The sequence below is a fragment of the Bacillus sp. SSR7 genome (genome assembly GCF_055902415.1).
Window position 1 is genome coordinate 143,751 of record NZ_JBVVXV010000001.1, and the last position, 14,183, is coordinate 157,933.

At 33.3% G+C, this 14,183-nt stretch carries 14 protein-coding genes and 1 pseudogene; 11 read left to right on the forward strand and 4 right to left on the reverse strand.

Going from position 1 to position 14,183, the window contains the following annotated elements:
• Nucleotides 1–3: 3 nt before the first annotated feature.
• The 5 genes and pseudogenes from ypeB to AC0NJG_RS00875 all read left to right on the forward strand — a co-directional run.
• The gene (gene ypeB / locus AC0NJG_RS00855) at nucleotides 4–1,344 is read left to right on the forward strand and encodes a germination protein YpeB (RefSeq protein ID WP_087997273.1); all 1,341 of its coding nucleotides are present in this window, start codon (nucleotides 4–6) and stop codon (nucleotides 1,342–1,344) included.
• Nucleotides 1,345–1,370: 26 nt separating this feature from the next.
• Complete coding sequence (locus AC0NJG_RS00860; protein WP_087953507.1) at nucleotides 1,371–1,967, forward strand: YhcN/YlaJ family sporulation lipoprotein; 597 nt, start codon at nucleotides 1,371–1,373, stop codon at nucleotides 1,965–1,967.
• A gap of 112 nt (nucleotides 1,968–2,079) precedes the next feature.
• Nucleotides 2,080–2,436, forward strand: a complete 357-nt coding sequence (locus AC0NJG_RS00865; RefSeq protein ID WP_087953508.1) for a DUF3862 domain-containing protein — start codon at nucleotides 2,080–2,082, stop codon at nucleotides 2,434–2,436.
• Nucleotides 2,437–2,461: 25 nt separating this feature from the next.
• Nucleotides 2,462–2,959 carry a GNAT family N-acetyltransferase gene (locus tag AC0NJG_RS00870; RefSeq protein ID WP_087953509.1) on the forward strand — a complete coding sequence of 166 codons (498 nt, stop codon included), beginning with the start codon at nucleotides 2,462–2,464 and terminating at the stop codon, nucleotides 2,957–2,959.
• A 50-nt stretch (nucleotides 2,960–3,009) separates the two neighbouring features.
• Nucleotides 3,010–3,282, forward strand: a pseudogene (locus AC0NJG_RS00875) (hypothetical protein); the annotation flags it as partial.
• Between the two features lie 172 nt (nucleotides 3,283–3,454).
• Here the strand turns inward: AC0NJG_RS00875 and AC0NJG_RS00880 are convergent.
• Nucleotides 3,455–3,856 (reverse strand): hypothetical protein, encoded by a 402-nt coding sequence (locus tag AC0NJG_RS00880; RefSeq protein ID WP_087953510.1) that lies wholly within the window; start codon nucleotides 3,854–3,856, stop codon nucleotides 3,455–3,457.
• A 210-nt stretch (nucleotides 3,857–4,066) separates the two neighbouring features.
• On the opposite strand from AC0NJG_RS00880, the gene AC0NJG_RS00885 reads away from it, so the two are divergent.
• Nucleotides 4,067–5,236: a ParM/StbA family protein gene (locus tag AC0NJG_RS00885; protein ID WP_000025611.1), complete on the forward strand. Its 1,170-nt coding sequence runs from the start codon at nucleotides 4,067–4,069 to the stop codon at nucleotides 5,234–5,236.
• 11 nt (nucleotides 5,237–5,247) lie between these two features.
• On the forward strand, nucleotides 5,248–5,583 hold the full coding sequence (locus AC0NJG_RS00890; RefSeq protein WP_087953511.1) for a hypothetical protein: 336 nt from the start codon (nucleotides 5,248–5,250) through the stop codon (nucleotides 5,581–5,583).
• Nucleotides 5,584–5,694: 111 nt separating this feature from the next.
• On the opposite strand, the gene mle is transcribed toward AC0NJG_RS00890, so the two are convergent.
• The gene (mle, locus tag AC0NJG_RS00895; protein ID WP_087953512.1) at nucleotides 5,695–6,558 is read right to left on the reverse strand and encodes a BCA family alpha/beta fold macrolide esterase; all 864 of its coding nucleotides are present in this window, start codon (nucleotides 6,556–6,558) and stop codon (nucleotides 5,695–5,697) included.
• A 183-nt stretch (nucleotides 6,559–6,741) separates the two neighbouring features.
• Between mle and AC0NJG_RS00900 the strand changes: the two genes are divergently transcribed.
• Nucleotides 6,742–7,668, forward strand: a complete 927-nt coding sequence (locus AC0NJG_RS00900) for an NADP-dependent oxidoreductase (protein WP_087953513.1) — start codon at nucleotides 6,742–6,744, stop codon at nucleotides 7,666–7,668.
• Between the two features lie 97 nt (nucleotides 7,669–7,765).
• Here AC0NJG_RS00900 and pdxR read toward each other — a convergent pair whose 3' ends face one another.
• Nucleotides 7,766–9,199, reverse strand: a complete 1,434-nt coding sequence (gene pdxR, locus AC0NJG_RS00905; protein WP_087997276.1) for a MocR-like pyridoxine biosynthesis transcription factor PdxR — start codon at nucleotides 9,197–9,199, stop codon at nucleotides 7,766–7,768.
• A gap of 148 nt (nucleotides 9,200–9,347) precedes the next feature.
• Here pdxR and AC0NJG_RS00910 point away from each other — a divergent pair, with 148 nt between their 5' ends.
• The 3 genes from AC0NJG_RS00910 to AC0NJG_RS00920 all read left to right on the forward strand — a co-directional run bounded on the left by AC0NJG_RS00910 (nucleotide 9,348) and on the right by AC0NJG_RS00920 (nucleotide 12,319).
• Nucleotides 9,348–10,265, forward strand: coding sequence for a DMT family transporter (locus AC0NJG_RS00910; protein WP_087953515.1), 918 nt, complete (start codon nucleotides 9,348–9,350; stop codon nucleotides 10,263–10,265).
• Nucleotides 10,266–10,465: 200 nt separating this feature from the next.
• Nucleotides 10,466–11,629, forward strand: a complete 1,164-nt coding sequence (locus AC0NJG_RS00915) for an FAD-dependent oxidoreductase (protein WP_474062757.1) — start codon at nucleotides 10,466–10,468, stop codon at nucleotides 11,627–11,629.
• Between the two features lie 24 nt (nucleotides 11,630–11,653).
• Nucleotides 11,654–12,319 (forward strand): TetR/AcrR family transcriptional regulator, encoded by a 666-nt coding sequence (locus tag AC0NJG_RS00920; protein WP_087953517.1) that lies wholly within the window; start codon nucleotides 11,654–11,656, stop codon nucleotides 12,317–12,319.
• A gap of 88 nt (nucleotides 12,320–12,407) precedes the next feature.
• On the opposite strand, the gene secY is transcribed toward AC0NJG_RS00920, so the two are convergent.
• Entirely contained in the window at nucleotides 12,408–13,712 is a 1,305-nt protein-coding gene (gene secY, locus AC0NJG_RS00925) for a preprotein translocase subunit SecY (protein ID WP_087997278.1), read from the reverse strand.
• Nucleotides 13,713–14,183 lie beyond the last annotated feature (471 nt).

The following is a 14,183-nucleotide window of genomic DNA, read 5'->3' on the forward strand; positions in this document are numbered from 1 at the left end:
ACTATGTTACGAGGTATTATAATCGTATTATTAACAGTTGGTGTAGTTGGGACAGGATACTGGGGCTATAAAGAGCATCAAGAGAAGAATGCAGTATTAATTCGGGCAGAAAATAGCTATCAACGTGCATTTCACGATTTAGCGTACGAGGTAGATTTATTGCACGATAAAATTGGAACAACGCTTGCGATGAATTCACGTCAATCTTTATCACCTGCATTAGCAGATGTATGGAGATTAACATCTGAAGCTCGTTCAGATGTAGGGCAACTTCCTTTAACATTAATGCCTTTTAATAAAACGGAAGAATTTTTAGCGAATATCGGTGATTTTAGTTACCGTGCAGCTATTCGTGATTTAGAAAAAGAGCCGTTAAATGATCAAGAATACAAAACGTTACAAACTTTATATTCTAATGCAGGAAATATACAAGATGAACTAAGAAAAGTGCAACATCTTGTTTTGAAAAACAATTTACGCTGGATGGATGTTGAGATGGCGCTCGCATCAAATCGTGATCCTGCAGACAATACAATTATTGACGGATTAAAGACAGTAGAAAAAAATGTAACATCGTATTCATCTACAAATTTCGGACCTACCTTTACAAGTGCACAAAAAAATAAAAAAGGTGGATTTGAAGCAGAAGGAAAAGCAATTTCAAAAGATGAAGCGGCGAAAATTGCAAAATCGTTTTTAAATTTAAAAGGAAATGAAAAAGTAGAAGTCGAGAAAAGCGGAAAAGGTGCGAAAGAATCTTTCTATAGTGTAAAAATTAAAGATGAGGCAACGAATAATGAGTTTTATATGGATATTACCGGAAAAGGCGGATATCCAATTTGGGTTATGAATAATCGAGAAATTAAAGAACAGAAAATTAGTTTAAACGATGCAGGAAGTAAAGGTTTGAAATTCTTAAAGGACCATAAGTTTCATAATATGGAGCTTTATGATAGCTCACAATATGATAATGTTGGTGTATTTACGTATGTAGTAAATGAGAAGGGTGTACGAATTTATCCAGAAGCAATTCAAATGAAAATTGCTTTAGATGACGGTTCTATCGTCGGATTTTCGGCGAAAGAATATTTAGCATCACACCAAAAACGAACAATCCCTTCGGCAAAGCTAACTGCAGCAGAAGCAAGAAAAAAAATAAATCCTGATGTAAAGGTAATGGAAGAGCGAAAAGCAATGGTAGTAAATGATTTGCATAACGAAGTACTTTGCTATGAATTTGTAGGTACTTTAGGGAAAGATACGTACCAAATTTTCATTAATGCAAATAGCGGGGCAGAAGAAAAAGTGAAGAAAATGCAAGCTGTTGAAAAAATTTATGATTAAACTTGAATGGTAAAGTGGTGAGAATAATGAAGATTTTAATATATATGTTGATGGTTTGTTTATTAATAACTGGATGCAGTATTGGAAAAAAGGATAATCCAAACGAAAAGCCCGAGCAAAAAAATGTTTCAATGAAAAATGTTAATTATACAAATAAGTCAAATAAGCCAAATGAAAAAGCAGCGGACCATTTAGCATCTTTAGCGGCAAGTGTGCCAGGTGTAAATGATGCGACAGCGGTAGTAGTTGGGAAATATGCTATCGTAGGAATTGATGTAAAAGCGAAACTTGATCGAACTCGCGTTGAGTCCATTAAATACTCTGTTGCAGAAAGTTTAAAAAACGATCCTGATGGTGCTAATGCAGTCGTTGTAGCAGATGTTGATACGTACGAACGACTGAAACAAATTGGAAAACAAATTAAAAAAGGAAAAACAGGTGAAGGTATACTGGATGAGTTAGCAGCAATTGTTGGCCGAGTAATGCCACAAGTTCCAAATGATATGATTGAAAATAAAGAAACGAATCCAATTAAAGATAATGATAAACAATTACCAAAAGATGAGGAACAAGAACTGAGAAAAGAACAGGATGACCAATCTAATAAGCATTTGAATAAATAGAGTTAACCTTAACCCTGTACTAAATTGTGCAGGGTTTTTCATTATAATATTAAATATTCAGTTTATTTTTAAGGGAATATATGGTTTAATTATTATGGGAGGGACAACTGTTATGATGAAAAAAAGCACAATAATATTATGTAGTTTATGCTTAGGTTTCAGTATGACAGCGTGTGAACAGAAGAAAGAAGTAAAAAAGCAAACAGCGACTTCTTCTACTGTGATGAAAAATCAGAAGAAAGAATCTATTAACATAAATCATTTTTCAAATATAAATGAAGGAATGACTTATAAAGAAGTGAAAGATTTAATTGGTTTTGAAGGGGATTTACTCATAGAAGAAGGCGTAGAACATTCTACACAAATTAAACAAATTTTTGCTTGGAAAGGAAGCAATCCAACTGCATTAGTTGAAATTACCTTTTTAGATGGAAAAGTGCATTCTAAAGCGCAGCAAGGCTTAAGTTAATAAGTTGAAAATGGGAGAGTTTATCATGAACATACATACAGGGGAAATTCAATTAGTTCCGTATAAAGAGGAATATAAAGAAGTTATACAAACATTTACTTTACCAAGTGAACAAGTTCAATTTACATCGGACCCAACCGAATTATTGAAAAAAGCAAAAAATGATTGTACAAAAAATGTGATTGTTATTTTAGATTACAATGGGGTACCTGTTGGTCTTTTTGCATTGCAAACAGGAGATAGAGTGCAGGAGTTCACAGGAAATGAGAACGCTTTACTTTTAACTTCATTTTCTATAAACCACAATAGACAAAGAAAGGGATATGCCAAAAAGTCATTGGCACTACTACAAGAGTTTGTACAACGTTATTTTCCGATGAAAAATGAAGTTGTACTTGCTGTGAATGAAAAAAATATTCCTGCACAACATTTATATGAAAAAGTTGGCTTCCAAGATAAAGGTTTTAGAAGAATGGGACCAATTGGTCAACAAATCATAATGCATTTACCTATCATAAAATAATGAAAAGAAAAACTTACTCCTTGCGTCACAAAGTAGTAAGTTTTTTTAGTGACTGGTCGCAAAATGAAAAAGAGATTTTACGACGAACAATTCATTCTATAATTTCAATATTAAGAAATCATTGTAATAAAATAGATGAGGAACATTTTAAACTGATTAATGAATTAGACAAGAAATTTTGGAATTATAAAAATGATTTAGCACATTGTAAACCGAATCAATATCATCATTTTTCAAGTGAATCTATTATTTTGTCCTTTTCGGCAAGAAAACTCCATCTGATTTGTGTTACGGGTGAAACCCAACAATTCAGGTGGAGATGAATTGCCGTCAGAAGGTAGGCTGAACTCTCTTGTTTCCCCCATAGTAATTTTTTGAGTGCGAATGTTTGTTTCTTTTTTTCTTATGATATCATGTAGATAAAGAGGAAATAGATTGTAAGACAACAAAATTAGATAATGATTCTCATTCCGCTAACAGAAAATCTCATCTATTTTATTTATATTGTTTTGCGACTATAAGTTCGACAATAGGGTAAATAAAAAATGAAGAACAAAGCGCGATGAACAGAGGAAGGTTTTTTATTTCATCAAGTAATAGAAATGCAAATCCTTCTGATACTATTAAAATTAAAAACATAAGGCATATAAGTACAAAATAAGCAACTTTAAAACTTTTATATTTAATTTGCTGGCCCATTTCATCTTGGCTTTCTTTCGATACTCCGTTTGGATCTCCCCAAGTAATTTGATTAATTAAATTACCAAGTATTAACGAAATAGCGAATAGTGTTCCTCCCAAAATGGAACCTTCTGTTACATATTTATATGCGCCATGTATGAGGACTCCGATTAATGATAAAACGATAATTATGAAAATAATTTTTTTATGATTCAATTTAGAAATAGCACCTCCATAGTTGTAAAAAACTCTTTACATTAATAGTATAAAATTGGAAAAATTTTATGTCAAATACTTTTTATATAAAGGGTGGAATAATATAATATTTTATTTTTGCGATTAATAAAAAATTACATTACATTTGAATGTAAAAGAATGGGCTCGCATATATTTGGAAGGGATGTCAGATTAATTTAGGGGGTAGTTATGTCTATTCTTTTAAAAGCTGGTGCTGATGCAGGAAATAACGGTTTGAAGTTAATGGTGAAAGGGCAAGATCCTATTTTTATTCCGAGTATATATGCTTTATATATAGGAGAGCCTACAGGATTGTTAGATGAGGGAGATGTTTCATTATCTGAATTAGAAAATCACATTGACGTGACCATTAGTTCTCCATCGTTAATGTTAAATAATGTGCGGTATATCGTTGGAGAAAAAGTCATTCAAGATCAATTAAAAGGTACTGAAGTTGAGAAGAAATCGAATAAGTCAACTGATGAGTTAATGGTTATTACGATTCTATCTGGTTTAGCGGTAAGTGCTATGCGTCAAAGTCCAACTTCTAGTCATATTAACATTCGTTATGATTTATCTGTTGCTCTCCCTATGCAGCTTATTACACAAGAAATAGCTGCGGAAAATGCGAAACGTTATATGGGGAATCATAAGGTTGTGTTCCATTATCCAAACGGACGTGATGTTACAATTAATATTTCCATCGAATATTGCAAATGCCTACCTGAGGGTGCTTCTGGGACATGGGGCATTGTATATGATGAAGAAGGAAATGTTGTGAAACATAAAATAGAATGTGAACAAAATAAAGTGTCAGAAATTGATTTTGTTGATAAAACACTATTATCTTTTGATATTGGCGCAGGAACGACAGAAGAAGTCGTTTCACTAGGTGTAAACTTTAGACCACAACTAAGTAAGGGTTTATCGTACGGTGTGAAAGAAACGTTACTACAAATTATTACGAGATGGAACCGGAAGTATCCAACAAAGACAATTGATAGTATTACAGAATTCAATCAAATTTATTTAAATGATAAACACCCTAGAAATGCATTATTAGTTGAGGAATCACAACCAGCACTATTAGGTTTAGCAGCGCGTGTTGCAACGGATATTATTAACAAAATTGATGATATGAAAGACGATCCATATGTATTTATTTATGGCGGGGGCGCAGTTATCATAAAAAATAGTCTGAAAATGATTTTAAAACAAAAAGGGCGTTTAACAAATGTAATCTTTGTAGATAATCCATTATTTACAAATGCACGTGGATTATTAGTCTACACTTGTTCACCAAAATATAGAGAGCATAAGCAAAAAGAGTTAGGATTTACAAACTTAACAATAAGTTAGTTGGTGGAAGTATGCGATCTAGGCGATATAAACGTGGTGACCGAGTAAAAATTAATATTCATAAGTCAGTATCACCTGAAATGCTTGCATGGCTGAATAAACAATCAAATCCAACCAACTTCTTTTTCTTTGCAGCGCAGCAACTTTTTAAACAAGTAGGAGATATTGATGTGTCAAAAGCTATACCAAGTAGCCATGTTTTCTCGTTATACGTGGAGCCATCATCCTTATTAAAAGTAGAAGTTAATCCTTTTAAAAGCGTACCACTAGAAGCAAATAAATCCACCGATAATATTAAAAAAAGATCATGGGAAGCTGTTGACCAATTAGATTGTCCATTTTTTTAAACATAGAAAAATATAAGTATTGCCCATCACTATACATACGGATACAGTGATGGGCTTTTTTACATGTAATAAATAAAAGGGGCACAAATTGTGGCGTGCCCCTTTTATTCGTTATTTATCTATTATTTTAGCTGTATGTTCAGTAACAGCATGAATGATGTCTTCCCAGTCATCAGGATGATTCTCATGTCCTGCGCCTTCAAGGGTTAATAGGACTGAGTTAGGAATTTCATCAATAAGTGCGAGACCATGTTCAAAAGGGAGTGCTGTATCGTCTGATCCGTGAATGACTAATGTAGGTGCTTGTATAGTGTGAAGCACCCCTTCATACGCATCATCCCCTTGAAGTAAAGCGTGATTAAACATACTTAATAAATTGTTAGCTCGTTCTATTTCTTGTATTACTTGTTTATAGACTCTTTTTTCATCAAATGTTCGTTTGGACCCGCATAATAGACGGGACCCTGAAACTAAATATTCTGCTACTACTTTTTCATTTGTCCAATCTAAATGTGCACCATTAGCGTGATGTGTTAAAATTCTTTCATCCATCGGAGGTAAATCACGCGTGTTATCGTCAGAGCCTATTACACTTGTAGCTAATAATGTTAACGATAAAATTCTTTCGGGATGTTTTACAGCAGCAATTTGAGCAATCATACCCCCTAAAGACATCCCAAATAGATGCGCTTGATCAATATGATAAGCATCAAGTACCCCAATTGCATCTTCAGCCATATTTGTAACTGTATAATTGGAAGTTCCAGGCTCGTATGCAACAGAGCGTCCCACATCACGGTTATCAAAACGAATAACAAATTTCCCGCTGTTAGCTAATCGTTCACAAAATTCTTCATCCCAATAAACCATTGAACACGTAGCACCCATAATTAATAAAACAGCAGGATTTTTAGGGTTTCCAAAGCTTTCTGTACATATATCAATCCCGTTTATTTTAAATATCTTTTCAGTCATAGAGTTCTCTCCATTTCTTTTGAATTTAACTAAAAATACAATTTTGAATGACTCTAAGGTGTGTGTAAGATTTTCTATGTTTCTTGCGTAATTACCCCCAAAAATAAGTTTATGATAATTCAAGGCAAAAAAATTTGAGAAATATTTGTATGTTATTAAAATAAACGGCAAGGGGGAGAGGAAATGAAAGCGATTGTTATAGATCAATATGGTAGTGTTGAAGAATTAAAAGAAAGGCAAGTTTTAAAACCGGTTGTTAAGAATAACGAGGTATTAATACGTATTCTCGCAACATCTATTAATCCTGTTGATTGGAAAATAAGAAAAGGAGACTTACAAGAACAGTTGCGTTTTTCATTTCCAATCATTTTAGGGCTAGATGTAGCAGGAGTTATTGAAGAAATTGGGGAAGATGTAGAATGTTTCAAAATAGGAGATAAGGTGTATACGAAACCTGAAAATATAGGGCAGGGCTCTTATGCTGAATTCATTACAGTAAAATCGGATTTAGTATCCTATATGCCTACAAATCTGAGTTTTGAAGAGGCAGCTTCTATTCCTCTTGCAGGACTTACTGCTTGGCAAAGTCTTGTAGATTACGCAAAAATAAAAAAACATGACCGAGTACTTATTCATGCTGGAGCTGGTGGAGTTGGAAGTTTAGCAATCCAAATCGCAAAATCATTTGGAGCTTTTGTTGCGACAACTGCCAGTAGTAAGAATGAAGAGTTTTTAAAGTCTTTAGGGGCAGATCTCGTTATTGATTATAAAAAAGATAAATTTGAAGAATTACTATCAGATTTTGATATTGTATTAGATACAATAGGTGGGGAAGTACAAGGAAAAAGCTTTCAAATTTTAAAACCTGGTGGTGTATTAGTTTCGATTGTCCATGAACCAATTCAAAAAGTAAAAGAGATAAAATCAGGTTTTTTATGGCTAAAACCAAACGGAAAACAATTAGAAGCATTATCAGATTTAATTGTACATGGAAAAGTAAAAACAATTATAAGTAAAGTTATACCGTTTAGTGAGGAAGGGATTAGAGAAGCTCATATTTTGAGTGAAGGTCAGCATGTTAGAGGTAAAATTGTAATTAAAATGGAATGATAATGAAAATATTATTTATATGGTAAGTTTTATGTAATAAAAAGCAATTAGAACGCTTCAGAATTTAATACCCCAAAATATTTTGGGGTATTTGCTTTTATAGCATAAACTTTCGCATTGTATCATGTAATCTCTCTAATCCAATTATCATATCTTTTTCATTTAACATCGAATAGCTAATTCTTAAATGATTATTATTTGTTTCGGGATTTAATAGACAAGCTGTTCCTGGTAAAAAAGAGACATCTACTTCATTTGCTTTTTGTAATAAGGTAAAGGGATCTATCGAATCGGGAAGAGTAATCCATAAATTAAAACCACCATTTGGTATTTCAAAGTTCAGTTCTTTTAATGGCGATAATATATCAATTGTTAAATCACGTCTCATTTGTAAAGCTGTACGTAATTTTTCTAAATGGTTTTTCATACGTTCTGCACGTAAAAACGGTAGAAGTGCTTTTTGTGTTAATAAAGGACTACCGATATCCATTGAACCTTTTACTGCATATAGCCATTCAAAAATAGGGCCATCGGCAATAAGTGCTGCGATACGCAATCCTGGTGCTAACGTTTTACTAAATCCTTTTATATATAGTACATGGCCATTTGTATCAAAATTTTTGATAGGAGGGGGAACAGTCGCACCCTCAAAATATATTTCACCGAAAGAATCATCTTCAATGATAAAAAATTGATATAACTCTGCTAGTTCTATAAGTTCCATTCTCCGTTCTTTACTCATTACTGAACCTGTTGGGTTCTGGAAAGTTGGATTCGTATACAATAAAACGGGATTTTTACTTTGACAAATATCATCGATTAAGTCGGAGCGAACTCCATGCTCATCAAGAGAAACGGGAATGATTTGAACACCTTTATTGATGAAAATATCAAGTGCAGCACTGTAACATGGACTTTCTACTAATACAATATCACCAGGTTTTAATAATGTTTGAGCAATTAAATCAATGCCTTGTTGTGCTCCACTTGTAATTAATAACTGAGATGGATCTGTCACTAATTTTTGGTGTTCATGTAAGTAATTTGCTATTTCAACTCGCAGTTCATAATCGCCTTGAACTGGCCCATAAGTTGCTAACAACATCGGATTTTTATCCAGCAATTTATGCATTTCGTCTGCCAAAAATGGATTTGGTAACAGACGAGGATACAGAATCGCTTGTGAAAAATTATAATATTTACGGTGCTTATTCATTGCATATTGAGAACGCATAACATTAATCGTTTTCGTTTGTTGCCATTTATACGGGATTGGTTTGAAATCTTTCTTTACCCGTTTATATATGTAAGCACCTTTTCCTTGTTCGATGTGTATATACCCTTTCGTTTCTAACTGTTTATATGCTTTACGAACAGTTAATACATTGATTTGTAAATCTGTGGCCATACAACGTAAAGAGGGAAGGGATTCACCATGTGAAAGCATACCACTTTGTACTCTTTCAACAATTTGCATATATATTTGCTTGTAATACGGTATGTTTGATTCTTTACGCAATACAATCTTCATAGTTTCACCTATTTTTCTTTTTAATTTAATTAAATCGAAAAATATATAGGGAATCAACTACAACTTGAAGTAACTGTTATATGTACCGATACACTGTTATACACCATACCCTCTATACTCATTTTAAGAGTAAAAAGGAGGAAGAAAAATGGTCATTTTTAATTACATTTTAGTATGTATTATTTTCGGGACAACATTTTTAACGATAAAGATTGGAATTGAAGCAGGAGCGCCCCCATTATTTTCAGCGGGAATTCGTTTCTTTTTAGCAGGAGTAATCTTAATGGTTATATTTAAGTTAAAGCGAAAAGAAATTATGCCACATGTATTTTCAAAACGTATTATGTATGCTGGATTTTGTTTAACATTCATGACATTCGCAAGCTTGTATTGGTCAGAACAATATATTTCTTCAGGATTAGCTGCTGTTCTTTCTGCTACAGGACCAATGATGATTTTGTTAATACAGACAAAGAGGAATAGGGAGAAATTACAAAAGGAACAACTTGTCGCTTTAGTTATTGCACTAATAGGTGTTACATTTGTTTCTTTACCAGGAATGCATCAACAAGTAAGTTTTATATGGAGTATTGCTTGTATTGTTTTAGTTATAGGTGAGTTATTTTACGGAATAGGCTCTATTCGTTCGAAAGAAATACTTTCAGATTTATCAAATGTATCACCTTTTCTTATTAACGGTATTCAAATGTTTTATGGAGGGATTTTACTACTAATTGCATCAATAATTGTAGAACAGCCAAATGTAACTGTATTAACTTCATGGAGTGTACAATGGCCTATTTTATATCTTATCTTTATCGGATCAATTGGTGGGCACGGATTATATTATTGGCTCTTATCAAAAACAAATCCAGTATTTCCATCGACGTGGTTATATGTATCACCATTAATAGCAATTATCGTAGGGTATATCGTATTAGGAGAACCCTTAAATCCAGCAATGGGATTAGGTGCTTGTTTCATTTTGATAGGTGTATTTTTAGCAAACCGTACAACAATTGGAGCTTATTTTAAGCAAGGGAAGTTATTAAAGAAGGAGCTTTAAATAGAAACGCCTGAAGTATTTTAAAAACTTAAATAAATAGATGAAACAAAAAACATGCTATTACCAATTTGTAGCATGTTTTCTTTATTGGATATGTTTCCATAATTTCCTTGTGACATTAACGAACGGTGTACTTTACGAACGGTGTTCGTTGTGTTTTAAATAGAACAAGTAATTCAAAAACATATAAGGTGTGATTAATGATGGAAAGAACAAACAATACGAAAAAAAGAATTGCCATTATAGGTGCTGGACCAGGAGGATTAACATTAGCTCGTATATTACAAAAACATGGTTTAAAAAGTGTGGTGTATGAAAAAGAAACATCACCAATGAGTCGTCAACAAGGAGGTTCATTAGATATCCATCATGATTCTGGTCAAGAGGCGTTAAAAGAAGCAGGGTTGTTAGAGCGATTTTATGAACTTGCTAGATATGAGGGAGAAGACTTTCGTTTATTTGATAAGAGTGGAAATATATATTTAGATGAAGAAGCAGATTCAGCTGGCGGGGATCGTCCTGAAATAGATCGTGGTACTTTGCGTGAGTTGCTTTTAAACTCTGTTGATTCAGAATGTATACGTTGGGGATATAATTTAATAAAAGCCGTTTCTCTAGAAAACGGTATGCATAAACTTCATTTTGAAAATGGACATGTAGATATTGTGGATTTAGTTGTAGCGGCAGATGGAGCTTTTTCACGAATTCGCCCACTTGTCACAGATTCGGTACCGCAATATACTGGAATTAGTATGATTGAATTGAATTTACAAAATGTCACGAAAAAACATCCGGAAATAGCGGAGTTTAATCGACGTGGTAAAGTCTTTGCACTTTCGGATCAAAAAGGTATTTTGGCACAGTTAAATGGAGATGACAGTATTCGAGTATACTTAAGTTTTAGAATGAATAAAGAATGGCTTGATAATTGTGGGATTGCATTTGAAAATTTAGAAGAAGCAAAGAGTCAACTTCTACAATATTTTGAGGACTGGGATGAAACTCTTAAAAATTATATTAGATGTGCAGATGGTGCAATTTTTCCTAGACGAATTTATATGTTACCTGTGGGGCTAACCTGGAATAGTACACCTGGTGTTACTTTAATTGGTGATGCTGCTCATTTAATGTCTCCATTTGCTGGAGAAGGTGTGAACCTAGCTATGCGTGATGCGGCAGAACTTGCACTAGCTATTGTAAAATATGACGATTTGAACGAAGCAATCAAAAATTATGAAGGAAAAATGTACGATTATTCTTCACAATCTGCTACTATTTCAAATGATAACCTGGAAATTTGTTTTTCAGAAGATGCTGCTATTAAAATGTATAATCTTATGAATCAACTTCATGAACAACAATAAAACTGAATGTAATTAAGGAGAACTATGAAAGAGAAAACAAATACAACGAATAGCCGTCGTTCGCGACCAGCAAAAGAACCATTGAGTAAAGAAATTATTGTGAAAACTGCATATAACCTCCTGAAATCTGAAGGGACATCAGGTCTTAGTATGAGAAAAATTGCAAAAGTGCTAGATACAGGACCATCTTCTTTATATGTTTATGTTAAAAATGCTGATGAATTAAGAGCGTTTGTATTAGACTATGGTCTAGGAAAAATTGAAGAAATAGATGTCAAAAATGAGGCATGGAAAAAAGCATTATTTGAACTTGTATATTCATATTTCAGAATTTTGTTTAATTCCCCTGGAATGGCGGAATTGGCTTTAATGACAATTCCAATTGGACCAAATTCGTTAGCTCTTACCGAACAGATTTTGCACCAATTATACGTAGGAGGAGTGAATGCGAAATCATCAGCATGGGGAGTAGATATTCTACTGTTATATGCTGCTTCAGTCGCATATGAACAAACAGCACGTAAAGAAAAGGGAGCTACACTTGACGCAATTCGCGCTTCGTACGAAACATTAGATGAAGTAAAGTATCCGATGATTGTAAGTTTACAAGAGGATATGTTGTCTGGTGGAGAAGAAAGGTTCCGCTGGGGATTAGAGGTTGTACTTCAAGGTATTTTACATGCACAATAATAAGGATTTTAAAATCAAGAATTAATGGCGATATTTATATAAAATAAAAAACACACTATGTCTTTAAACCATAGTGTGTTTTTTATAATTAATTCACTTTTTTAATAAAGCCTTTATAATGACGTTTTACAAGCTGGCTTTCTAAAGTCTTCATAGTTTCTAGTGCTACACCGACAATGATAAGTAAGCTTGTACCACCAATTTGAGCAGAAGGTGGTAATGTAGCAATCTTTGTGAATACAAGCGGTAAAATTGAAATTGCACCTAAGAAAATCGCGCCGATAAATGTTAAACGGTATAAAATTTTAGTTACATACTGTTCTGTTGACTTACCAGGACGAATACCAGGCACATATCCATTTTGTTTTTTCAAATTCTCAGCCATTTGTTCGGGATTTACTTGAATAAATGCGTAGAAGTATGTGAAAGCAACGATAAGACCGACATAAAGTGTCATTCCAAATGGATGTGCAAAATCCAGATTAGCAACTATCCATTTTGATACACTTGAATCAGGGAAAAGCTGCGCAATTGTACGCGGCGTCATTAAAAATGCAGAAGCAAAGATTACTGGAATTACACCAGCACTATTTACTTTAAGAGGTAAATGAGTGTTTTTTGCTCCTTGATATTGATTGTTGCCTGAAACAGCTTTTGCATATTGAATCGGTATTTTACGCACTGCTTGTTGTATGTAAATAACCCCAACAACTATCGCTAAAATTACGAGACCAATTAAGACCATCTTTATGATGTGCATGAATAATTGATCGCCTGCATTTTGAAATTGTTGCAAATAAATTTGGTTCGCAACATTTGGAATCGCTGCAACAAGTCCTGCGAAAATAATCATCGAAATACCATTACCAACTCCGTTAGCGGTAATTTGTTCACCTAACCAAAGTAAAAATGCAGTACCTGCAGTTAAAACTGTCGCAATAAATAAGTATGTAGTCCAGCTTTGATCTGTTATTAATTGTCCACCTGCTATATTATTAAAGCCATAAGACATCCCAATGGCTTGTATGAATGCGAGAATGATTGTAAAGTATCGAGTGAATTGAGCTGACTTCTTACGGCCCATTTCTCCTTGCTTTGCCCATTCCGAAAATTTAGGTATAACGTCCATTTGTAGTAATTGTACTATGATGGAAGCTGTAATATAAGGTGTAATACCTACAGCAAAGATTGAGAAGTGTTGCAGTGCTCCTCCACCAAATACGTTTAGCATACCTAAAACGTTAGCTTGATCTTGTACTTTTAATACCTCTGCGTTAGTATGAGGAACTGGAATAAACGTGCCAATTCGGAAAACAATTAACATCGCTAATGTAAAAAGGATTTTCCTTCTTATCTCAGCTACTCTCATGAAATTTGAAATCGTACGAAACATAATGTCGCCTCCTATATTTTTATCAGTTTAAAACTGATTATTATATCCCGATGAAGTAACCACAAACCTCCTTCCGCATTAAATTCATTTGACAAATGGAATTTTATACATTTTGTAGTTTTCATGGATATAAAAATATAAGGTGTTTTTTAGCGACCTATAAGCTTTTCGTAATCATTCAATACACATAATATATCGAATAAATTAACAAATGTACATACATACGCATGAAAAATGAGTGAATAGAGGCATTTTTTACATTTATTTAATGATAAATTAAAAGAACATTGCTTTTCATTATTATATTTCTAGTAAGTTGCTAGAACGATGAAAGAGATTCTTTATTTAGAGTTGAAATAAAATTTTACATACCTATAACTTCTACAAATTTAGTAATGTAGTATCAATTCAAAAACAACGACTTATGTTTTAATTAAAGAATATGCATTTATAGAATTTGTTTATTTACGA